Consider the following 23,831-nt stretch of genomic DNA (forward strand, 5'->3'; position numbering starts at 1 on the left):
GTCATATTTGGCAGTGCAAAAGGCAACGCTAATCACCACCACTACGTTTGGATCCAGAACGGAACCCATGTCTATTTCAAACACGTCTCCGAGCCCGTCCCGCGAGTCCGAAACGAAGCAGATCGATCACAATGATTCGATCCGCTCGGCCTACATGTCCATAGACGACATCAAGGCGATGGGCGCATCCGTTGCCAGTGGCGGGGTGGCTTCGCTGCCAGCTTTTGCCCCTTTCGACTTCTTCGCGCGGCACAAGGAAAACGAGAAAGAAATCCTGCGTGTCTATCGAACGACCGCAGCGGACGTAGAATCCGGTGAAACAATCACGCCTGCCGCCGAATGGCTCCTCGACAACCACTATATTGTCGAAGAGGCGATCCAGGAAATCCGGCGCGACTTCCCAACGCGCTTTTATCGCGAATTGCCAACCATCAACGTCGGCGGCGCGCAAATTCCGCGCACTCTTGCGCTCGCCTGGCTCTACGTGGCGCACACGCACAGCACCATTTCACAGGAAAGCCTGACGGCGCTCGTCGATGGCTTCCAAGAACACGAGACGCTGCGGATCGGCGAACTGTGGGCACTGCCGTCACTGGTGCGCTATGTGCTGGTCGAAAACCTGCGCCGTATCTCAATTCGTGTCGAACGCAGCCGCCGCATGCGGCGCCGCGCCAATGAGGCCGCCGACGAGCTTGTCCGGCTGACGGACCCGGCGAAGGCAGCCGAATATCTGAAGACCCTGGAGCCGCTTGCGGAAGACAATACGTTTTCGACGCAGTTTCTCTACCGGATGCGCGATGGCTCGCAGGCCTCCAGCGTCGCCATCGCATGGCTGGATGAGCAATTGGAGACCCTCGGTCGCGACACCGAAGAGACGACGATGGCTGAGCACAGCCGGCTGTCGTCTGGCAATGTCACGATGGGCAACATCATCCGCAGCCTTCGCGAGATCGATGATACCGAATGGTCCGTCTGGGTCGAGCAAGTCAGCCATGTCGACAAGCTGCTTTGGGAACATTCCGACTACGGCATTCTCGATTCAGGCTCGCGCAACAAGTATCGCAAGCAGATCGAGAAGCTCGCCAAGCGCTCCACGATGAGCGAAATGGAAATCGCACAGCTTGCCCTCGATATGACCGATGAAGCCAAGGCTTCCGGGGAGGAACAGCCGCACGAACCCAATGTTGGCGGATTCCTCACCGGAATGCAGAGGCCAAAGCTTGAAGCGCGGTCCAACTACCGCCCAACGTTGACACAACATTTCGTCCGCACTGTGCGTAAGTTCAACTGGCTGTCGATCGCGCTGCCGGTTCTTCTGTTGACGGTGCTTGCCATGTTCATCGTCGGTCGTTTCATGGCGAACGCCGGCATGGGACCGGCGGAAATCATCCTGCTGCTGGTGATGTTCTCGCTGCCCGCATCCGAAGGGGCGACCGGCCTTTTCAACACGGTCCTGTCGTTCTTCGTCACGCCCGCGCGGCTGGTTGGTTACGAATTCAAGGAAGGAATTCCTGAAGACGCCCGGACCTTGCTTGTCGTTCCCTGCCTGATTTCGAACCGTGACAGCGTCGACGAACTGGTCCGCAACCTCGAAGTCCACTATCTGGCGAACCCACGCGGCGAAATCTACTTCGCCCTGCTGAGCGACTGGCCCGACAGCCAGGTCGAAGAGACACCTGCCGACCTCGAAGTCCTTGATTATGCACGCCGCGAAGTCGCAAACCTCTCGGCGCGCTATGCCTATGACGGCAAGACCCGCTTCTACCTTCTGCATCGTCGCCGCCTCTACAATCCGGCCGAGGGCGCATGGATGGGCTGGGAACGCAAACGTGGCAAGCTGCACGAGCTGAACTTACTGCTGCGGGGAGACCGCGACACGACCTACCTGCCAGGAGCAAACATCGTGCCCGCCGATGTGCAGTATGTCATGACACTCGATGCCGACACCCGCCTGATGCGCGATACCGTCACGAAGCTTGTCGGCAAGCTCTACCATCCGATCAATCGCCCCGTCATCAATTCGGAAACCGGCCGCGTCGAGAGCGGCTATGGCGTGTTGCAGCCGCGCGTGACGCCTTCGCTTACGACAGGCAAGGATGCGTCGGTCTTCCAGCGTGTGTTTTCCATCAACCGCGGCCTCGATCCCTACGTTTTCACTGTATCCGACGTCTATCAGGACCTCGCCGGCGAGGGGACCTTCACAGGCAAGGGTCTCTATCACGTCGATGCCTTCGAGACGTCTCTGAAGGGTCGCATCGAGGAAAACTCGGTCCTCAGCCACGATCTTCTCGAAGGGTCCATGGCGCGCTGCGCGCTTGTGACGGATCTCGAGCTCGTCGAGGACTTCCCGACCCGCTACGAAGTCGAAACCTCGCGTCAGCATCGCTGGGCACGCGGCGACTGGCAGCTTCTGCCCTACATGTTCAAGGCGAAGTACGGGGTCACGGCCCTTGGCCGCTGGAAGATGTTCGATAACCTGCGCCGGTCGCTGACACCGATCGCCTGGTTCTTCGCCTCCGTCCTCGGCTGGTATTTCATGGACCCGCTCGGCGCGCTCATCTGGCAGATCTTGCTGATCTTCTGCCTGTTCGTCGCTCCGACCCTGTCGCTCATCAACGGCATCATACCGCGCACCAGCGATATCGTTGCGCGCGCTCACCTCTACACCGTTTGGTCCGATATTCGCGCAGCCAACGCGCAGGTGGCGCTGCGGATCGTCTTCATCGCCGACTCTGCCTGCATGATGGCCGATGCGATCGGCCGCTCTCTCTATCGTCTCTTCGTCAGCCACAAGCTAATGCTGCAATGGCGCACCGCGGCAAGCGTTCAGGCCGGCAGACAAGGAACGATTATCTCCTACTACAAGGCAATGTGGCACGCACCGGTCTTGGCGCTGCTGGCTCTCGGCTTCGCGGTGCTTTCCGGCGACAAAGCCTTTCTGGTCGGCATTCCTTTCGCCGTGCTGTGGATTCTCTCTCCGCTCGTCGCCTACTACGTCAGCCAATCGGCAGAGACGGAAGACCGGCTGGAAGTCGCCGATTCCGTTTCCAACGAACTCCGCAAGATCGCTCGCCGGACATGGCGCTATTTCGAGACGTTCACTACGGCAGAGCAGAACTACCTGCCGCCGGATAACGTCCAGGAAACACCCCATGTCATCGTCGCAGCGCGCACCTCGCCGACGAATATCGGCGTTTACCTGCTGTCCGTCGTGTCCGGCCGGCAGTTCGGCTGGTTCTCGTTCGAAGAAACCATCGATCGGCTAGAGCAGACGATCGCCACGATCGACAAGATGGAGAAGTTCCGCGGCCATCTGTTCAACTGGTACCACACTGATACGCTCCAGACGCTCGGACCGCGCTATGTGTCCGCCGTCGACAGCGGCAACCTCGCCGGCCACTTGATCGCGATCTCGTCTGCCTGCCGCAACTGGGCGGAAGCACCGTCGGCCCACATGCAGGGCAACCTCGACGGCGTCGGCGACACCGCCGGCATTCTTGCCGAAGTGCTTGCCGAACTGCCCGACGATCGCAAGACCGTGCGCCCGCTGCGCCGCCGCCTGGAAGAACGGATCATCGGCTTCCAAAACGCACTGGCAGCGGTCAAGCGCGAACATGAGTTCGCCTCTATCCGCATCATCAACCTCTCGGTTCTTGCGCGTGACATTCAGAAGCTTGCGGCCAACCTCGATCACGAGGTGAAGTCGACGCTGAGTGGCGAAGTGACCCGCTGGGCGGAATCGCTGGTAAAGGTCTGCGAAGCCCACATATCCGACAGCACCTACGACCTCTCCAACATCGATCCTCTGCGTCCCCGACTGATCGCACTTCGCGACAAGGCACGCGATCTCGCCTTCTCGATGGACTTCGGCTTCCTGTTCCGACCGGAACGGCGCCTTCTCTCGATCGGCTATCGCGTGGAAAGCGGCGAGCTCGATCAGGCCTGCTATGACCTGCTAGCCTCCGAATGCCGTCTTACCAGCCTTTTCGGTATAGCCAAGGGCGACCTGCCGACGGAACACTGGTATCGCCTCGGCCGCCAGGTCGTGCCGGTTGGCTCGCGCGGTGCCCTGGTGTCCTGGTCCGGCTCGATGTTCGAATACCTGATGCCGCCTCTCGTCATGCAGGAGCGCGGCGGCGGTATCCTCAACCAGACCAACAATCTGGTCGTGGTCGAGCAGATGAACTACGCCCGCAAGCTTGGTATCCCGTGGGGTATTTCAGAAGCCGCGTTCAACGCGCGCGACCACAACCTCAACTATCAGTACACAAATTTCGGCGTTCCAACGCTCGGCCTGAAGCGTGGCCTTGGCCACAATGCCGTCATCGCGCCTTACGCATCGATCCTCGCCAGCCAGTACAATCCGCCGGCGGCGATCGAAAACCTTGAGCGCCTGCGCAAACTCGGGGCTCTTGGCAAGTTCGGCTTCCACGATGCCGTCGACTTCACCCCGACGCGCGTGCCGGAAGGCAAGACCTGCGCGGTGGTATACAACTACTATGCCCACCATCACGGCATGTCGATCGCTGCCGTCGCCAACGTCGCCTTCAACGGCCACCTGCGTGAACTCTTCCATTCCGATCCTGTGATCGAGGCAGCCGAGCTATTGCTGCAGGAAAAGGCGCCGCGCGACATCCCTGTCATGAGCGGCAAGCACGAGTCCGACACGCCCGCCAGCATTCAGGACGACCTCCTGCGGCCTGAACTGCGCAAGATCTACGACCCGGCGTCGCGTGATCGGGAACTCGTTTTCCTGTCCAACGGTCACTACTCGATGATGCTGACAGCGACCGGTGCCGGCTATTCGCGCTGGAACAACCTGTCCGTTTCGCGCTGGAAGGCCGACCCCACCGAGGATCGCTGGGGTACCTTCATCTTCCTGCGCGATACAGCAACCAACGAATGGTGGTCGACGACGGCAGAGCCGAAGAGCATAGAGGGAGAACGCGTCAAGGTTCTGTTTGCAGATGAAAAAGCCGAGTTCACCAAAACCATCGGCGATCTGACCAGCGAGGTGGAATGCATCGTCGCAACTGAGCACGATGCCGAAGGCCGACGTCTCACACTGCTCAACACCGGCACCGAAGACCGCTTTATCGAGGTGACCTCCTATCTGGAGCCGGTACTCGCCTCCGATGACACCGACAACGCACATCCGGCCTTCGCCCGCATGTTCGTGAAGACGGAAATCGGCAAGCGCGGGGACGTCATTCGCGTCGAGCGCAACAAGCGCGACCCGAACGAACCGAATATGGCGGTCGCCCACCTGATCGTGGATAACGCCGGCACCACGCGTCACACTGAGTTCGAGACTGATCGGCGCAAGTTCCTGGGTCGCGGTCGCAGCCTTTCGAATGCCGCTGCCTTCGATGCCGGTGCCACCCTCTCCGGCACGGACGGCTTCACGCTCGACCCCGTCCTGTCGCTTCGACGTACCGTGCGTGTCCCGGCCGGCAAGAAGGTCAGCGTTATCTTCTGGACCATCGCAGCTCCGAGCCGCAACGAGGTCGACCAGGCCGTTGACCGCTATCGTCATGCCGATGCATTCAACCATGAACTCGTTCAAGCCTGGACGCGTACGCAGGTTCAGATGCGCCATGTTGGTGTCACGTCGCAGCAGGCGGCCGCGTTCCAGCACCTCGGTCGTCATCTGGTTTATCCGGATATGTATCTGCGTGCGGATGCGGCCGCGGTGGAGGCCGGCATGCAATCCCAGTCGTCTCTTTGGCCGCTTGCGATTTCGGGCGACTTCCCGATCTTCACGCTGCGTATTAACGACGACATGGATCTCGATATCGCTCGCGAAGCGCTGCTTGCGCAGGAATACCTGCGTTCGCGCGGCGTAACGGCTGATCTCGTCATCATGAACGAGCGGGCATCCTCCTACGCCCAGGACATGCAGCATGCGGTCGACCAGATGGCGGAGAATGTCCGTCGCCTGGGTCAGGCCGACGGCCTGCGTCAGCACATCTTCACGGTCCGCAAGGATTTGATGGAAGAGGCGACGTACCATGCCTTGATCGCCGCTTCGCGCGCTACCTTCCACGCAAAAAACGGCAAGATCATCGATCAGATCAACCGAGCCGCCGCGCTCCTTGCTCCGACGAAGGAAGAGCAACAGGAGCTGGAGCGTACCGACAGCGCAAAGACACGCACCAAACGCGTGGTCCCCGCAGCGGCTCCCACTACACCGACGCTTGTCATCGAGGAGGAGGGTGACCTCAACTTCTGGAACGGTATCGGGGGCTTTTCCGGCGATGGCCGCGAGTATGTCGTTCGCCTTCCGGGTGGCCATTCCACGCCGCAGCCGTGGATCAATGTGATCTCCAATGAGAAATTCGGCTTCCACGTGTCGGCCGAAGGTGCCGGGTTCACATGGAGCACGAATTCGCGCGACTATCAGCTTACGCCGTGGTCGAACGACGCCGTGATCAACCGCCCGGGCGAAGCGATCTATGTGGTCGATCGCGAGAGCGGCGCCGTAATGACGCCATTCGCCACCCTTTCGCGCCAAACTGAAGTCCGATTCGAGGCTCGGCACGGCTTGGGCTACTCCGTCTTCTCGAGCGTCCAGAACGATGTGACCCTGGAACTCACGCAAACTGTCGACCGCGAACGGCCGGTGAAGCTGCAACGCCTGCGGCTGCGCAACACGGCAGCCAGGCCTCGCAAGCTACGTCTCTACGGCTACCTGGAGTGGATCCTCGGCAACAATGCGCAGAAGACTGCGCCGTTCATCCTTTCGCAGCTCGACGACGAGACTGGCGCCCTGTTCGCCAGCAACAACTACAGCATTGACTACTCTGGCCGCGTGGCCTTCTTCGCGGCCAGCGAAAAGCTATCGAGCTTCACGGCAAGCCGCCGGGAGTTCATCGGCAAGACAGGGACGATCCAATCGCCGATAGCATTGAATGCGGCCGCCAAACTGTCCGGCACCATAGAACCGGATGGCGATCCGGCGGCAGCGCTGGCGATCGATATAGAGATCGCGGCCGGTGAGGAACGCGATGTGTTCCTCTACCTCGGAGACACAGCAACGAGGGAGGAAGCGCGTGCGCTGATCGCGGATATCCGCCAGACCCGGTTCGATGACGTGGTGCAGGCAAACCGCGCCTTCTGGAAGGGCTTCACCGGCAAGGTGCAGATTTCGACGCCGGATCAGGGCATGAACAACCTGATCAACACCTGGCTGCCCTACCAGAGCCTCGGCTGCCGCATCATGGCGCGCACCGCGTTCTATCAGGCTAGCGGCGCCTTCGGCTTCCGTGACCAGCTACAGGACACGCTGGCCTTCGTGCTGCATGAGCCGTCGATTGCCCGCATGCAGATCCTCAATGCCGCATCGCGCCAGTTCCGCGAGGGCGATGTCCAACACTGGTGGCTGCCCGGAACAGGTGCGGGCGTCCGTACGCTGATCTCGGACGACGTTGTGTGGCTTGCCTATGCCGTACATCACTACTGCACGGTCACCGGCGACAAGAGCGTTCTGGACGAGCAACTGGCCTTCGTCGAAGGACCGGCGCTCCTCGAGGGTCAGCATGACTCGTTCTATCGGCCGGAAGTGTCCGAGGACAAGGTCAGCGTATACGAGCATGCCGCCCTTGCCCTCGATCTTGCGATCGCCCGCAAGGGTGCCAACGGTCTTCCGTTGTTCCTTGGCGGTGACTGGAACGACGGAATGAACCGCGTCGGAATCGGCGGCAAGGGCACGAGTGTCTGGCTCGGCTGGTTCCTGGCGGGTGCCCTGCGCTCGTTCGGAGCGTACGCCGAAGAGCGTGGCGACGCGGCCCGCGTCGAACGCTGGACGAAACATCTCGGTGAACTGAAGGCAGCACTCGAGACCGCGGCCTGGGATGGCTCCTATTACCGCCGAGGAACCTTCGACGACGGTAGCCTGCTCGGCTCGAAGGAGAGCCTCGAATGCCAGATCGACTCGATCGCGCAGTCCTGGAGTGTCCTCTCCGGCGAGGGCGATCCCACCCACTCCGCAAAGGCGATGGACTCGGTTCTGGAAAAGCTTGTCGACCGGGAAGCGAGGATCATCCGGCTGTTCACGCCGCCGTTTGCCAACTCGGCCAAAGATCCGGGATACATCAGGGCCTACCCCCCCGGCGTTCGTGAAAACGGCGGCCAGTACACCCATGCGGCGACTTGGGTCGTGATGGCGCTCGCGGAACTGAACCGCGGCGACGATGCGATGCGTTGCTTCGATCTGCTGAACCCGATCAGCCATGCCCGAGACCAGACGTCGGCGGAGCGCTACCGCGTGGAGCCGTATATCATTGCCGCCGACGTTTATGGCGAGGGCGCTCTGACCGGTCGAGGCGGCTGGACCTGGTATACAGGCTCGGCCGGTTGGCTCTACCGCGCAGCCGTCGAAGGCATCCTCGGCATTCGCCTGAAAAACGGACGCCTCCATGTACGTCCGGCGCTCCCAAGCACTTGGGAAGGTTTCTCCGCGGAGATTGAGCATGTAGGTGCCAAATACCTCATTTCGGTCTCAAAATCGTCCCATCCGAGAGGCTACGATCTCACCATAAACGGACGCGAAGTCACCGATCCCGACGAGGGATATCCGGTCGGATAACAGCACTTTCCACGCTAACCATCCGGCGATTCGTTGCGGCCAAAGGGGAAACCTTTTGGCCGCAACTGCGTTTGAAAATCGGAAGCAGGAGAAGTTAATGCCAGCAACGCCCGAGAAAACCTTCGGCGCCGGACGCAGTGTTGTGACCGCGGCATCGAAGCGTGACACGCGACTGGATGTCTTACGCGGACTGGCGTTGATCACGATCTTCATCAATCACGTCCCCGGGCAAATGTTCGAAAACCTGACGACCAAGAACTTCGGCTTTTCGGATGCGGCCGAAGCCTTCGTGCTGATCTCGGGGATCGCTGTAGGTCTCGCCTACGGCTCGCGTTTTCAACCGGGCGAATGGTTGCAAACCGCCAAGAAGGCGGCAAAGCGCGCCTTCACCCTCTACCTCGCGCATATGATCACCACCTTTATGACGCTTGCGCTGTTCCTCACCGGCGCATGGGTTTTCCACAGGCCGGGTTTATTGTGCGAGATCAACATTCTCGCCGTACTGACCAACCTCAAGGCAGGAATTCCTTCCCTGCTGCTTCTTGGCCACCAGATCGGTTACAACAACATCCTGCCGATGTACGGCGCGCTGATGTTGATGGTGCCCATCATTCTGCTCCTCAACGCAAGGAGCCCGCTCCTGGCCTTGGCCGTATCGGGTTCGGTGTGGCTACTTGCAGGCGTCTTCGAGATTGCGCCTCACAATATGCTGATCGAGGGCTACTGGTTTCTCAACCCTTTGTCCTGGCAGTTTCTCTTCGCGATCGGCATCGTGGGGATGATGCACGTGCGCCGCGGTGGCAGGCTGCCGCAACACCGGGCTCTCATGATCCTGGCGCTAGGCTACGTCCTGCTGTCCTTCGTCTGGGTTCTTGGCCAAATGTGGGGTTTCGGAAATGCTCTCGCGTCGCTCGGCCTGCCGCCGGTATTGACCGGATTCGACAAGACCTTTTTGTCGCTTCCGCGACTGCTGCATGTCCTCGCGCTCACCTACATCGTGCTCAACATCGGAGCAATCTCACGGCTGCTGCGACGACCGGCGGACCACCCGCTTGTCATTCTTGGCCGCCATTCGCTCAACATCTTCGTCGCCGGTACGATCCTGGCGATGATCGGCCAGGTTTTGCTCTACATCAACAATCGCGATCAGTTCGTTGGACCGATCTTTGTCGTGCTCGGCATCGTTGTGCAGTTCGCCTATGCCTACCACCTCGAGCGCAAGCGCAAACTCGGCAGCGTGGGCCACAAGCAGCTCGTCAAAACCCCGATGCAGGCGGTACCCGTGCGGGCCGATCGCGCACGCAGCATGGATCGGAAATGAAATGGGATACGGCGCTGGCGGCAACGCCATATCGGCCTGCGTGAAAAGCAAAAACCTTGACTCCTGTGGAAAACCTTTTATGAGCAGCGTTGGAAAAGGAATATCCATGGTTCGCGATGAACACGCCATTGCTGCATGCAATGACCGGGCACTGAGTGCCGGGATGGATATCGCCGTTCCGGTTTCTTCCAAAACCAAGGCCAAAACGACGACGAAAACCGTCTGACGTCTCTGGCCTGCCGCTCTCTCCCCGGCCCGGCTGGGGACAGGAAGCCGCGATTGCATCGCGCCTTTCCCTCACCGGACAAGAGGAGAGATGAGAAAGAGAGCTTGAGAAATGGGTTTTAAAGTTGCAGTTGCGGGAGCGACCGGAAATGTGGGCCGTGAAATGCTCAACATCCTCTCCGAACGCGGTTTCCCGGCCGATGAAGTCGTAGCGCTCGCCTCGGCGCGCTCGCAGGGCACTGAGGTCTCCTTCGGCGACAAGACGCTGAAGGTCGTCAACCTTGAGAACTATGACTTTTCCGACACCGATATCTGCCTGATGTCGGCCGGCGGCGAGATTTCCAAGAAGTGGTCTCCGAAGATCGGTGCACAGGGCTGCGTCGTCATCGATAATTCTTCCGCATGGCGTTACGATCAAGATGTTCCATTGATCGTGCCGGAAGTGAACCCGGACGCCATCGTCCAGTTTACCAAGCGCAACATCATTGCCAATCCGAATTGCTCGACCGCCCAACTCGTCGTAGCGCTGAAGCCGCTCCACGACTTCGCCAAGATCAAGCGCGTTGTCGTCTCGACCTACCAGTCCGTTTCCGGCGCCGGCAAGGATGGCATGGACGAGCTCTTCAATCAGACGCGCGCGGTTTTCGTCGCCGATCCGATCGAGAACAAGAAGTTCACCAAGCGCATCGCGTTCAACGTCATTCCGCATATCGATAGCTTCATGGAAGATGGCTATACGAAGGAGGAATGGAAGGTTCTGGCAGAAACCAAGAAGATGCTGGACCCGAAGATCAAGGTTACCTGCACAGCCGTGCGCGTACCAGTCTTCATTGGCCATTCGGAATCGGTCAACATCGAGTTCGAGAACGAGATCACGGCAGATCAAGCACGCGATATCCTGCGCGAGGCGCCCGGTTGCCTCGTCATCGACAAGCACGAGAACGGCGGCTACATCACGCCTTACGAATCTGCAGGTGAAGATGCGACCTTCATTTCGCGAATTCGCGAAGACGCGACGGTTGAGAACGGCCTCAACATATGGGTCGTCTCGGACAACCTGCGTAAGGGTGCAGCACTCAACGCGATCCAGATCGCCGAGTTGCTCATCAATCGTGGCCTCTTGAAGCCGCGCAAGCAGGCTGCCTGAACCAATTCTTAACCATGACCTTGCTAAGGCCGCTTATAAAGCTCTGGCTTATCCTGGCGCGGGTTGCCAATTTGGCCTCCCGCGCTTGTCAAAAGGCTAAGCATGACAATATCGCCGATAACGGGGTTTCAACCCGGTTCAAGGCTAGGTAGATCGGGATCGGGGTATCTCCATGCACATGACACGAATTTTGCTGGCCGCAGCGGCGGCGGCTTCCATCCTTCACGCAGTGCCAGCGGCGGCTCAAGGAGCGCAGTGTGGCAACACTGGCGCTGGCTTCGATGCCTGGGTCGATGCATTCAAACAGGAGGCTGCTGCAAGTGGCGTGAGCCGTTCTGTTCTGGATCGCGCCTTTGCAAACGTCAGCTACAATCGCCCGACGATTGCGGCCGACCGCGGCCAGAAGAGCTTCAAGCTCTCCTTCGACGCATTCATGCAGAAGCGCGGAGGCGCGGCAATCATCTCGCGCGGCAAGAATATGAAGCGTGCCAATGCCGCGCTTTTTGCCTCTATCGAACGCAAGTACGGCGTTCCTGCCGGCCCGTTGATTGCGATCTGGGGTATGGAGACCGGTTTCGGCAGCTACATGGGCAACCAGCACACGCTGTCTGCCGTATCGACACTTGCATATGACTGCCGCCGATCCGACTACTTCACCGATCAGCTATACGCTGCTCTCCAGCTGGTGTCGGAAGGCTATCTCAATCCACAGGCACGCGGCGCTGCGCACGGCGAAATCGGCCAGACGCAGTTTCTGCCCCGCAACGTCGTCCGCTTCGGTGCCGATGGCGATGGTGACGGCCGCGTCGACATGGTTGGCTCACGTGCCGATGCACTCACCTCGACTGCAAATTTCCTCAGGGGTCACGGCTGGCAGCCAGGCGCCGGCTACCAGCCTGGTGAGCCAAACTTTGCGGCCATCGCCGGCTGGAATGCCGCGACTGTGTACCAGCAGGCGATCGCCTACATCGGTCAGCAGATCGACGCGAACTGAGGCGGATAGATGGTTTATGAGAGCGCCGACGGTACCGTCGGCGTTTTTATTTTGCTTAGATCTCGGGGCGGATAAAATCGCGCGTTTCGGCATCCATGACCCAGAGCTCGCCCGTCGATATATCGAACCAGGAACCATGAAGGTGGATCTTGCCGGCGTCTTCCAGCGCCTTGATGTCGGGAAATGTCCTGAGATTATCGATAGAGTTACGAATTGAAACACGCTCGAGTGCCGTCTGCCGCTCGGCTGGCGTCATGACGTCGTTGCTCTGGATCTGTTCCGCCGCCGGCTTGACGAGCGACATCCAGCGGCCAATGAAATCCCCCGGCGACAGGGGCTCGGCATTCGGGTCAAGCGCAGCGCGAATGCCGCCGCACCGCCCGTGTCCCATGACGACGATATCCGAAACCTTCAACACCTGAACGGCAAACTCCAGCGCCGCGGAGGTCGAATGAAAATGTCCATCCGGCTCGTAGGGCGGCACCATGTTGGCAACATTGCGGATAACGAAAAGCTCGCCCGGTCCGGCATCGAAAATAAGCTCGGGCGCCGCACGCGAGTCGGAACAAGCAATGACCAGAGTGCTCGGACTCTGGCCGTTTTCCGCCAGCGTCCTATATCGATCGCGGGCGTCGGCATAGCGACCGCTCATGAAGTTGCGATAACCGTCCAGAAGGGTATTTGGAAAACGCTGCATATTCTTCGATTACAGCGTGAGACGGACAAGATCAACTATCGCACTGCAGAATGGCGCGGCAGAAATGCAGGCTAGTTTCTGCGCCTTTGAGCAGGGTGAATCAGATGGCGCATCTGCACCATCGCCATCGGCGTGGAAAGACTGGATGCGTCGCTGGCCAGCGTCAATTCATCGCTCCCGCGTTTGACCGCGCGCGCAAGCACCTCGTAGACGCTGGCCGTGGCAAGCTGCAGCGCCTTTTCATCTTCCATGCCGGAAAGCAGCCGCGAGAGAAAGAGGGCGGCCAGAAGGTCGCCAAGGCCGTTCGGCGGATTGTCGATGACCCGATGTTCGGCAAGCAATGCGTGGCGCCCGGAAAGATAGAGATTACCGGTGCCGCCGGCCATCCTTGGCACTGCCGAAGTCACCAACATGCGGGATGGGCCAAGTGACAGCGCCGCATCCATGATCGACGCATTGCTGCCGAGCGGCGCTCCCGCAAGCCACGAAAGCTCGTAGCGGTTGGGCGTTGCCAGCGATGCCAGCGGTATCAGATGATCGCGGATCGCCTCGGCCGTCGCCTCCGGAACATAGAGGCCGCCGAGATCACCCATAACGGGATCGCAGACATAAAAGAGTTCAGGATTCTGGTCCCGCAGGGCCGTCACCAGGCGGCCCACGGACCGCGCCTGTGCGGCGTTGCCGAAATAGCCGGAAAGAACGGCCTTCACCTCTCCGATCCATGGCGCGCGGATAAGATCATCGATCGCAGCATCGAAATCAGCTTCGGCGAAGGTTAGCCGGGTCGAGCGGCCGTGCCCGGGATGCCAAGGCAACACGATCGTGGGCAACGCCCAAACCTGATGCCCGAGGGTCTCCAGTGCAAAGACCGCCGCGCGGTTTCCAACCGAACCACGCACCACATGGCTCGATATGACGATCACTGTCCCTGCTGCGTTCTGCTGCATCATGTTCCAATCCAATTGTATCCTGCGTTGATCCTCCTTTTACAGCTCGGCTGTCAACTGTCCTTCACGAGGGCATCCGCAGAGTTCCAGCGAGAACAAGCGGTGGTGTGGGACGGCACCTGAATTTTTCAAATTCGATGCCAGACCGCGCAAAAACGCACGAAAACTATCTTCAGCGACCTTCTTTTAGCGATTTTTATGCCGAATCTTCTGCTAACCTGCCCAAAAGCAAGCGAATGAGGGAACATCTCCAATGGCTGCCCGAAATAATCCGAGACGGGAAAAACAGATCGAAAGTGCGAGCAAGATTGCGGCCGCGACCGGAGAAGGCTACCTTGATCCGGAAATCCTTTTCGGGCGCGCCAGCGGCGACGATCTGGAACTCTATACGCCGGAAATGCTTGCACTTTCGGCTGTCCATTGCGCGCATGAGCTTGCAGCCTGGACCGGCAAGACGCCGCGCGTCAGCATAGAGACCGTCGCCAATGTCGAGCCGAATGGCGTATCGGTCTCGATCCTCTCCGTGACCGACCACAATATGCCTTTCCTCTATGAGTCCGTCATGGGCGAGGTCACCAGCAGCTATCGCGACCTCTATATGGCAGTTCACCCGATCCTCGTGATGACGGGGGGGAGGGCACCTGAGCTTTACACCGCGGATCTGCCGAGCGAACCGGTAAACCGGGTCAGCCACATCCAGCTGCATCTGGCACCGCTGACGGCAGCGCAGTCGGCCGACCTCATCAAGCGCGTCGGCATCGTTCTCGAACATGTGCGGCTGGCGGTTTCCGATTGGGGGCCGATGCTCGAAAAGCTCGGAACCGCGATCGACGAGCTATCTTTCCGCAACGCCGGACGCCGAAAGGCGGAACGGGACGAGGCGATCGCCTTTTTGACCTGGCTTCGCGACGCCAATTTTACATTTCTCGGAATGCGTGAATATGTTTACTCAGGCAAGGGCTCGACCGCCAAGGTCGAGCGCGACAAGGGCGCGGGCCTCGGCATCCTCTCCAACCCGGATGTGCTGGTTCTCCGCACCGGCAGGGATGCAGTCACGACGACGCCGGAAATCCTGGCCTTCCTCGATGGTCCAGACTTCCTTATCGTCACCAAAGCCAACGTCAAGTCGGTGGTCCATCGGCGCGCCTACATGGACTACGTCGGAGTGAAGCGCTTCGACGCTGGTGGCAACGTGACCGGTGAACTGCGTATCGTCGGTCTCTTTACCTCGACCGCGTATACTTCATTGGCCAGCGACGTCCCTCTGCTTCGCTCGAAGATCGAAAAGGTCAAGGAGCATTTCGGCTTCGATCCCATGAGCCATTCCGGCCGCATGCTGGACAATACGCTTGAATCCTACCCACGAGATGATCTCTTTCAAATCGACACGACATTGTTGGCTAGTTTCGCCGAGCAGATCAATGATCTCACCGACAGGCCTCGCGTACGGGTTCTGCCCCGTATCGATCACTTCGATCGGTTCGTATCCGTTATCGTCTACGTCCCGCGCGAGGAGTACGACTCCATCGTGCGTGAGAAGATCGGCACCTATCTTAAGACGATCTATGATGGCCGCGTGTCGGCCTACTACCCCGCGTTCCCGGAAGGCAGCGTAGCACGCGTCCACTTCATTATCGGTCGCTCTGGAGGCAAGACACCGCGTGTGCCCCAGGCAAGGCTGGAAGAGGCGATCCGCGCCATCACCGCGCGGTGGGACGACCGCTTCGAAGCACTCGCCGGACCAAAGGCGCCGCTCATCCGCGTCAGTCACGCCTTTCAGGATCTTTTCTCTCCCGACGAGACCTTTGGCGATCTCGATGACATTTCGGCGTGCGCCGCCGGGGAGCAGATCCGCATCGCATTCTATACGCGCAGCAAGGACGATCGCCAGCTGCTCTGCCTGAAGATCTTCCACGCTGCCGACCAGCTTGCACTCTCCCGCCGCGTGCCGCTGCTGGAGAATCTCGGCTTCAACGTCATCAGCGAAGGAACCTTCGACATCGATGTGACGCTCGCCGACGGCTCCGAAAAGCTGGTGGTTTTGCACGATATGGAGCTTGAGGCGCGGGGTGACGGCGAGGTCGATCTCGAACGCCACGCCGCCGCCCTGGAAGAAGCCTTCCTGTCGGCTTTCAGCGGGGTCATCGACAACGATAATTTCAACCGCCTGATCGTTTCAGCGGGCCTTTCAGCCCGTGAGGCAAGCGTCCTACGCGCCTATGCCCGTTACCTCAGGCAGGCAGGCATCGCTTACTCGCAAGATTACATCGCAACCACTCTGGACAAGTATCCCGCGATAGCCGCGCTGATCTTTCGCTTGTTCCACGATGGGCTGGACCCCAAACTGGCGGAAAAGGGCCGTGCCAGAAGGATCGGAGAGCTTCACGACAAGATCGAAACGGCGCTATCGGACGTTCCGAGCCTCGATGACGACAGAATACTGCGCCGCTACGTCAACGTCGTTGATGCAACGCTGAGGACAAACTACTTCCAACGAAATCTGGACGGCACACCCAAGGCGATGCTCGCCTTCAAGCTCGATCCGAACATGATCGACGGCCTGCCTGCTCCTCGCCCATTCCGCGAAATGTTCGTCTATGGAGCGGAAGTGGAGGGCGTCCATCTGCGCTTCGGAAAGGTGGCACGCGGCGGCCTTCGCTGGTCGGATCGTGCTGAAGACTACCGTACCGAAGTGCTCGGGCTGGTCAAAGCCCAACAGGTCAAGAATGCGGTGATCGTGCCGGTCGGCGCCAAAGGCGGCTTTTATCCCAAGAAGCTTCCGAATGGTGGCAATCGCGACGAGGTCTTCAACGCGGGGCGTGAAGCCTACAAGACCTATATCCGTACGCTCCTTTCGATCACCGACAACATCGCCGGCGCGGATATAGTGCCGCCGGAAAACACCGTGCGGCTCGACGGCGATGACCCCTATTTCGTCGTTGCCGCAGACAAGGGGACCGCCACTTTCTCGGATACGGCGAACGCTCTTGCCCAGGAAGCCGGTTTCTGGCTCGACGACGCTTTCGCTTCCGGCGGTTCGGCGGGATACGATCATAAGAAGATGGGCATCACCGCACGCGGCGCGTGGGAGACGGTAAAGCGGCATTTCCGCGAGATGGACATCGATATCCAGACGACGCCCTTCACCGTTGCGGGCGTCGGTGACATGTCGGGCGATGTTTTCGGCAACGGCATGCTGTTGTCGCCGGCGATCAGGCTACTTGCCGCCTTCGATCATCGCGACATCTTGATCGATCCTGATCCCGATATCGCCAAGACCCTCGCCGAACGGCGACGCCTCTTCAACCTCCCGCGCTCAAGCTGGCAGGATTTCGATAAGGGCGTTCTCTCGAAAGGCGCGATGATCATCTCGCGAGCCGCAAAATCAGTTACCTTGACACCGGAAGCAGCGGCTGCAATCGGCATCGACAAGACGGTTGCGACGCCCTTTGAAGTCATGACGGCGATCCTGAAGAGCCCGGTGGACCTGTTGTGGTTCGGCGGCATCGGGACCTATGTGAAGGCAGCTTCCGAAACAGACGCGGATGTCGGCGACCGTTCCAACGATCCGATACGCATCAGTGCGGACGACGTTCGTGCCAAGGTCATGGGCGAGGGGGCAAACCTCGGCGTTACCCAAAGAGGGCGCATCGCCTATGGGCTCAAAGGCGGGCGCTGCAATTCGGATGCGATCGACAACTCCGCCGGCGTAAATACGTCGGACGTCGAGGTGAACATCAAGATCGCGCTTGCAGCTGCCATGCACGACGGCCGCTTGACCAGGGAAAAGCGCGATCAACTGCTGGCGTCGATGACCGACGAAGTGGCTGCACTTGTGCTGCGCAACAACTACCTGCAGTCGCTGGCGATATCGCTGACGGAGCGCAAGGGAACGAGGAACGGTCTGGAACTCGCCCGATTTATGAACGTGCTCGAAACCAGCAAGCAGCTCAATCGCAAGGTTGAAATGCTGCCCGACGACACCACGATGGCCGAGCGCTATGCAGCGAACAGACCGTTGACGCGGCCCGAGATCGGCGTGCTTCTCTCCTACGCCAAGATCGTCCTCTTCGACGCACTGGCGGCGAGCGATCTGCCGGACGATCCGTATTTTTCGGCAACGCTCTCGGGTTATTTCCCTGCGAAGATGCGCAAGACGAACGCGTCCGATATCACCGAACACCGGCTGAAACGCGAAATCATAGCCACCGTTCTGGCCAATGAAGCAATCAACCGCGGCGGGCCGGGCTTTACCGTCAGTATGATGGACGCGACGGCCGCGTCTGCGCCGGAAGTGGTTCGCGCCGCGATCATCGCCCGCGACGGTTTTGACCTCGGTCGGCTCTGGGCAGAGACCGATGCGCTGGATGGCAAAATCTCCGGGCAGACGCAAAACCGGATGTATGAAGAAATCAGCCATATATTCACTGTGCTGACTCGGCTTCTTCTGAAGATGCAGATGGCCAAGGGCGACATCGCCGAGACCATTGAACGGTTGCGGATTGCGCTCAGGAAGCTTCAGCCGATCTTTGCCAACCAGGTTGTGGCGGAACTCGAAGCGCGGCAGAGCGAATACCGCAATGCCGGCGTGCCGGAAAAGCTTGCGGCCGAGATCTCGCATCTGCTGGGCTTTGCTCTAGTGCCTGAAATCATGCAGATCGCCGAACGCACCGGCGAACCGCTGATACGCGCCGCCGAAAGTTATTTCGCCGTCAGCCAGACGTTCCGTGTCGGCAGGCTCCTAGCGGCAGGGGGACGCATCGTCACGTCCGACCACTACGAGAGCCTGGCACTTGCCCGCAGTCTCGATCAGATCGCCAGTGCACGACGCGATATCGTCACATCTGCGTTGTCTAACCACGGAAGGGAGAAGCTTCCCGTTCAGGCGTGGCATGGAAACGACAGGATACGAATCAACCGCATTGCAGAAGAGCTATCCGGCCTGAGCGACAGCGGCGATCCCAACCTTGCCCGTATCACCGTTGCAGCCGGGTTGCTGACCGATCTTGCACGAGACGGAACGAGGTGAGACAGTCCGCTCCGAAATCAGGAGCGGACCGGTGAATCGCATCGACTGGACAGGAACTCAGCCTGCAAGGGCCTCGCGCAAGGGCATCTGGGGCTGGATGCTCTTCGATTGGGCCGCGCAGCCGTTTTTCACGGTGGTCACCACCTTCATCTTCGGCCCGTACTTCGTGTCGCGGCTGACGCAAGATCCCGTTTCTGCCCAGACCATGTGGAGCAACATGGCGACGATCTCCTCGGTGATCATCGCCATCCTGTCTCCAATTCTCGGTTCGATCGCCGACCAGTCCGGAACAAGAAAGCCATGGATCGGCTTCTTCGCCGTAGTCAAGATCGTGAGCCTCTTTGGACTCTGGTTAGCTGCACCAGGGTCCGCCGTGATCTACCCGATGATCTTCATGATCCTGGCATCGATTGCCGCCGAGTTCTCGATCGTCTTCAACGATTCCATGATGCCGCGCCTCGTCAGCAGGGACGAGGTCGGCAAGCTGTCAAACACAGCCTGGGGTCTCGGCTATCTCGGGGGGATGATCGTGCTGATCGCTGTGGTGACGTTGCTTGCCGCCAGCCCCGAAACCGGAAAGACGGTTCTGGGCCTCGATCCTCTGTTCGGCTTGGATCCTCATACCGGCGAAGACGCCCGTATCACAGGGCCGATCTCTGCTATCTGGTATCTCGTCTTCATCCTCCCGATGTTCCTCTTCACCCCCGATGCGAAGCGCGGTCTGCCGTTTGTCGCTGCAGTTCGCTCCGGCCTTGGCGAAGTCAGAAAGACCCTTGCCGAGCTGAAGACACGTCGCGCGATTCTCCTCTTTCTTGTCGCTCGGATGATCTATCAGGACGGCGTCAATGGACTGCTGATACTGGGGGGCGCTTTTGCAGCAGCAATGTTCGGCTGGGCCACCATCGAAATCGGCATATACGGTATCATCCTCAACGTCGTCGCGATTTTCGGCTGCTTGATTGCCAGTCGGGTCGATGCGCGCATCGGGTCGAAAGCGACGGTCGTCATCAGCCTCACAATGCTCCTGGTTGCTACAGCAGGAATCGTATCGACCGGACCGGGCTATACATTCTTCGGTTTGCTTGAGCTGCCGTCTGCCGATAGCGGCGGGCTGTTTGGAACCACCGCGGAGAAGGCTTACATTGCTTATGGCCTGCTGATCGGCCTCGCGTTCGGCCCCGTCCAGGCCTCCTCGCGATCGTATCTGGCAAGGAGCGTCAGCCCGGGCGAAGCGGGCCGCTATTTCGGCATTTATGCTCTGTCTGGCCGCGCCACGAGCTTCATGGCAACGCTTTTCTTTTCTGTCATCACTTACATGACCGGCTCGTCGCGCCTCGGCATGGCCACGCTTGTGTTGTTTCTCGCCGGCGGCCTTATCCTGCTGATCCGTACGCCCTATCCAGCGGACAGGGCGTAGAACGGCCGTCCTCACTCAATGGCGGAAATGACGCATGCCGGTGAAGACCATTGCCACGTTGTGCTCGTTGGCAGCGTCGATCACGTCCTGATCACGCATCGAGCCGCCCGGCTGAATTACCGCAGTTGCACCCGCCGCGATCATCGACAGAAGGCCGTCTGCAAACGGCAGAAATGCCTCGGAAGCAACGGCTGATCCCCGGGTCAGCGGCGCATCGAGACCGAGCGCCCTTGCGGCCTCTTCAGCCTTCAGGCCGGCGATGCGAGCGGAGTCGACACGGCTCATCTGTCCTGCGCCGATACCCGCCGTCTGGCCGTCCTTGGCGTAGACCACCGCGTTGGACTTGACATGCTTGGCCACCTTGAAGGCGAACTTCATGTCTTCGAGCTCCTGCGCAGTGGGCGCGCGCTTGGTGACGGCCTTGAGTTCCAGGTCTTCGACCATGCCGTTGTCGCGGGTCTGAACGAGCAGGCCGCCTGAGACCGTCTTTGCCGTCAGTCCAGCGGAGCGCGGATCGGGAAGGCCGCCGGCACTCAGCAGGCGGAGATTGGCCTTGCGCGCGACGATCGCCTTTGCCTCGTCCGTCACATTGGGGGCGATAATGACTTCGGTGAAGAGCTTGATGATCTCTTCCGCCGTTTCGGCATCCAGGGTTTGGTTGAGGGCGATGATCCCCCCGTAGGCCGAGACGGGATCGCATGCGAGGGCGCGCTTGTAAGCGTCGAGAAGGCTCGAACCGGTCGCGACACCACACGGATTGGCGTGCTTGATGATCGCACAGGCCGCCGACGTCTCCGGCAAAAACTCGGCCACGAGCTCATAGGCCGCGTCGGTATCGTTGATGTTGTTGTAGGAGAGCTGCTTTCCTTGAAGAAGCGCCGCCGTCGACACGCCGGGACGCTGTTCCCCGGTCACGTAGAAAGCGGCCTTCTGGTGTGGATTTTCGCCGTAGCGCATCTCTTCCTTGAGAGCCCCGCCGATCACCCGGTGGCGCGGCGTGTCGATCGATAGCGCATCGGCAAACCAGTTTGAGATCATGGTATCGTAAGCTGCGGTGCGGGCGAACGCTTTCGCCGCCAGCCGCTGGCGGAAAGAGTAAGCAGTCTGGCCCGCATCCGACGAGAGCTGCTCCAGCAGTTCGGGATAATCCGCTGGATCGGTGAGGATCGCAACGTAGGCGTGGTTCTTCGCCGATGCGCGGATCATCGCCGGGCCGCCGATATCGATGTTCTCGACTGTTGTCGGGTAATCGCCACCAGCCGCGCGCACATCTTCGAAGGGATAGAGATTGATGACGACAACATCGATGCCCTCGATGCCATGCGCCTTCATTGCTTCCTGGTGTTCGGCATCGTCGCGGATCGCCAGTAGACCGCCATGCACCTTGGGATGCAGTGTCTTGACGCGACCGTCCATAATCTCCGGAAAGCCAGTGACATCGGAAACATCCGTTACGGCAAGCCCTGCCGCTGCAAGGGCCTTGTGCGTGCCGCCGGTCGAAAGCAGTCGAACGCCCTTTTCTGCGAGGGCGCGGGCGAGCTCGACGATACCGGTTTTGTCGGACACGGACAGCAAGGCAGTCCTTACTGCAACCTTGTCAGGGGCGGGGATCTTCTTGGAAACAACGGCCATGAGGCTTCTCCGTTCGGGTCTTCGGGAGACATCCGGCGAGGTGCGCGGAATATGGCGCCGCGTTAGCACAGCTTTTAACCGGCGGAAACAGCCACTAGCTCCTGCGGGACAAAAACCAGCGTATTTCCGGCCGTTCCGGGTGGGAGAAGCTGATTTCCATCTGATCCGAACCACAGATCCCGGACGCATCGGCGAAGAAGACGTCCTCCGAAATCTGGACGGTATTGCCTGGCGAGGAGAACAGCCAGCTTTCGCCGTCGGGCGCCGTCATCAGCACCGACTCGCGGTCCATCTGTTTCAGGTTGATCGAAGGATGCGCATGAAACCGCGCGACGGCGCGCAATTCCCCATCGCTCTTGCGCTCTTCCGAAACAACAAGACGGTCGCAGCCAGTCATGATCGAGCCTGTCGCGTTCAGCGTCAGTTCGCGTTCGTGCAGGGCACCAAAAGTCCGGAGATAGCCATCATGGCTAGCCTTGATGACGTCCCTCCCGTCATCAGCCAAGGCTCGATCGACGGTCACTGTCTTCACCGCCTCAGTGATAACATGCGACACGAAGTCCGATGCCGAAAAGCGGCTGGACGAAGTATCGTTCAACGTCACGGTCGTATGGGCGGCGGTCGTGCGAGCGAGCTCCACATAACGTGAACCGGCGAACTTCGGCGAACCGGAGTTGACGACGAACCGATGCCGGCCGGATGACATCTCAAACGACAGGCAGCCCGCATGGGCCGTTCGCGACAGCGCACCCGAAGGAGGCAATCCCGTATCGGCGATGACGACAGTTCGTCCCGCAGCGAGCCTCTGATAGCGCGAATGCGGCATCGCCTTGAACGGGTCGCCTGCTGTTTCGTCATACCGGAGCAACGAGATGAGTTCGGTCGCCAGCGTCGACGTGGCGCCGTTGAACAAGGCAAGGTCGCCATCCTGATGCCTGAAGAAACGAAGGGCAGGATACATGCGGTCGATGCCGGATATCAGCTTCTGTGGCAGATCGTGCCCGAGATTGATATAGGTCTGTCTGAGCGGAAGCAGATCGAGTAGCAACTCAAGCCCTACCCGCGGATTGCGGGATATGTGACCGCCGTCCGGAAGAATCTGGCTATCGAACTCCTGATCGAGCGCCTCGGCCGCCCTTCGCAGCACGCTCGCGCGTGCCGGCATCGCAATCGAAGCCATGGCGAGCGCAACGCGCAGCCGGAAGCGGGTTTCACCGGGAGGAGCATACTTCGCCATGCGACGCAAAAAGCGCACCTGAAAGGCAAGAGAGCGCAGGAAACGCCGATAGAAGCCGCGATCCGCATTTTGCAGAACGACGGGAGAATGGGAAAGCCAGGCGATCACGCGTTGGGCGGTAACGTCTATCTCCCATGCAATGCCTTCTATTCTTCCGCCATGGATGGAAAGCCAACTGTTCACTATGGCACGGGCAACATTCGAATGAAGATCGCTCTTCTTGGCACGCATGTGGCGCAGCCAACCGAAACCGTGAAGCCTCAACGCAAACGAGCGCGATGGAAGGCTGAATGTGAAGGGCGATTTGCCGCCGGTCTCAAGCATGCGGCCGGCAAGTGGAAACCGACCGGTGACGATTTCCTCCGCGACATGCGGATCGACGGCGCGCAGATCGGTAGGCGCCACGATCAGGCGCTCGGGAGCGTGGACGGTATGACGAAACAAGCGCAAGCGCAGAAGTGCTGCGCGACAAAGCATGCGCCGCCAAGCCTCCCGCACGTAAAGACCTGAAAACCGTCCGGACCACATGTCTTTCGTCTATTGACCCATATTGTTTAGGATGAACAAGCCCGGAAACGGCAATGACCGTCTATGAAAT

At 59.8% G+C, this 23,831-nt stretch carries 11 protein-coding genes; 7 read left to right on the forward strand and 4 right to left on the reverse strand.

Going from position 1 to position 23,831, the window contains the following annotated elements; translation table 11 throughout:
• Positions 1 to 67 precede the first annotated feature (67 nt).
• The 5 genes from AC1D2R_RS12035 to AC1D2R_RS12055 all read left to right on the forward strand — a co-directional run bounded on the left by AC1D2R_RS12035 (position 68) and on the right by AC1D2R_RS12055 (position 12,274).
• Positions 68 to 8,587, forward strand: a complete 8,520-nt coding sequence (locus AC1D2R_RS12035; protein ID WP_477967496.1) for a glycoside hydrolase family 94 protein — start codon at positions 68 to 70, stop codon at positions 8,585 to 8,587.
• 97 nt (positions 8,588 to 8,684) lie between these two features.
• Positions 8,685 to 9,908: an OpgC family protein gene (locus AC1D2R_RS12040; protein ID WP_477967497.1), complete on the forward strand. Its 1,224-nt coding sequence runs from the start codon at positions 8,685 to 8,687 to the stop codon at positions 9,906 to 9,908.
• Position 9,909: 1 nt separating this feature from the next.
• Complete coding sequence (locus AC1D2R_RS12045; protein ID WP_477967498.1) at positions 9,910 to 10,134, forward strand: hypothetical protein; 225 nt, start codon at positions 9,910 to 9,912, stop codon at positions 10,132 to 10,134.
• 111 nt (positions 10,135 to 10,245) lie between these two features.
• The gene (locus tag AC1D2R_RS12050; RefSeq protein ID WP_477967499.1) at positions 10,246 to 11,280 is read left to right on the forward strand and encodes an aspartate-semialdehyde dehydrogenase; all 1,035 of its coding nucleotides are present in this window, start codon (positions 10,246 to 10,248) and stop codon (positions 11,278 to 11,280) included.
• Between the two features lie 172 nt (positions 11,281 to 11,452).
• Positions 11,453 to 12,274, forward strand: coding sequence for a lytic murein transglycosylase (locus AC1D2R_RS12055; protein ID WP_477967500.1), 822 nt, complete (start codon positions 11,453 to 11,455; stop codon positions 12,272 to 12,274).
• A 55-nt stretch (positions 12,275 to 12,329) separates the two neighbouring features.
• Here AC1D2R_RS12055 and AC1D2R_RS12060 read toward each other — a convergent pair whose 3' ends face one another.
• Both AC1D2R_RS12060 and pdxY read right to left on the reverse strand, forming a co-directional pair.
• Entirely contained in the window at positions 12,330 to 12,971 is a 642-nt protein-coding gene (locus AC1D2R_RS12060) for a carbonic anhydrase (RefSeq protein ID WP_477967501.1), read from the reverse strand.
• A 71-nt stretch (positions 12,972 to 13,042) separates the two neighbouring features.
• Positions 13,043 to 13,918, reverse strand: coding sequence for a pyridoxal kinase PdxY (gene pdxY, locus AC1D2R_RS12065; RefSeq protein ID WP_477967502.1), 876 nt, complete (start codon positions 13,916 to 13,918; stop codon positions 13,043 to 13,045).
• Between the two features lie 253 nt (positions 13,919 to 14,171).
• On the opposite strand from pdxY, the gene AC1D2R_RS12070 reads away from it, so the two are divergent.
• Both AC1D2R_RS12070 and AC1D2R_RS12075 read left to right on the forward strand, forming a co-directional pair.
• Complete coding sequence (locus AC1D2R_RS12070; protein WP_477967503.1) at positions 14,172 to 18,947, forward strand: NAD-glutamate dehydrogenase; 4,776 nt, start codon at positions 14,172 to 14,174, stop codon at positions 18,945 to 18,947.
• Positions 18,948 to 18,978: 31 nt separating this feature from the next.
• Complete coding sequence (locus tag AC1D2R_RS12075) at positions 18,979 to 20,364, forward strand: MFS transporter (RefSeq protein WP_477967504.1); 1,386 nt, start codon at positions 18,979 to 18,981, stop codon at positions 20,362 to 20,364.
• A gap of 15 nt (positions 20,365 to 20,379) precedes the next feature.
• Here AC1D2R_RS12075 and purH read toward each other — a convergent pair whose 3' ends face one another.
• Positions 20,380 to 21,996, reverse strand: coding sequence for a bifunctional phosphoribosylaminoimidazolecarboxamide formyltransferase/IMP cyclohydrolase (gene purH / locus AC1D2R_RS12080; protein WP_477967505.1), 1,617 nt, complete (start codon positions 21,994 to 21,996; stop codon positions 20,380 to 20,382).
• A gap of 94 nt (positions 21,997 to 22,090) precedes the next feature.
• Positions 22,091 to 23,761 (reverse strand): heparinase II/III family protein, encoded by a 1,671-nt coding sequence (locus AC1D2R_RS12085; protein ID WP_477967506.1) that lies wholly within the window; start codon positions 23,759 to 23,761, stop codon positions 22,091 to 22,093.
• Between the last annotated feature and the right edge of the window lie 70 nt (positions 23,762 to 23,831).

The sequence above is a fragment of the Rhizobium sp. P1_C7 genome (genome assembly GCF_056406295.1).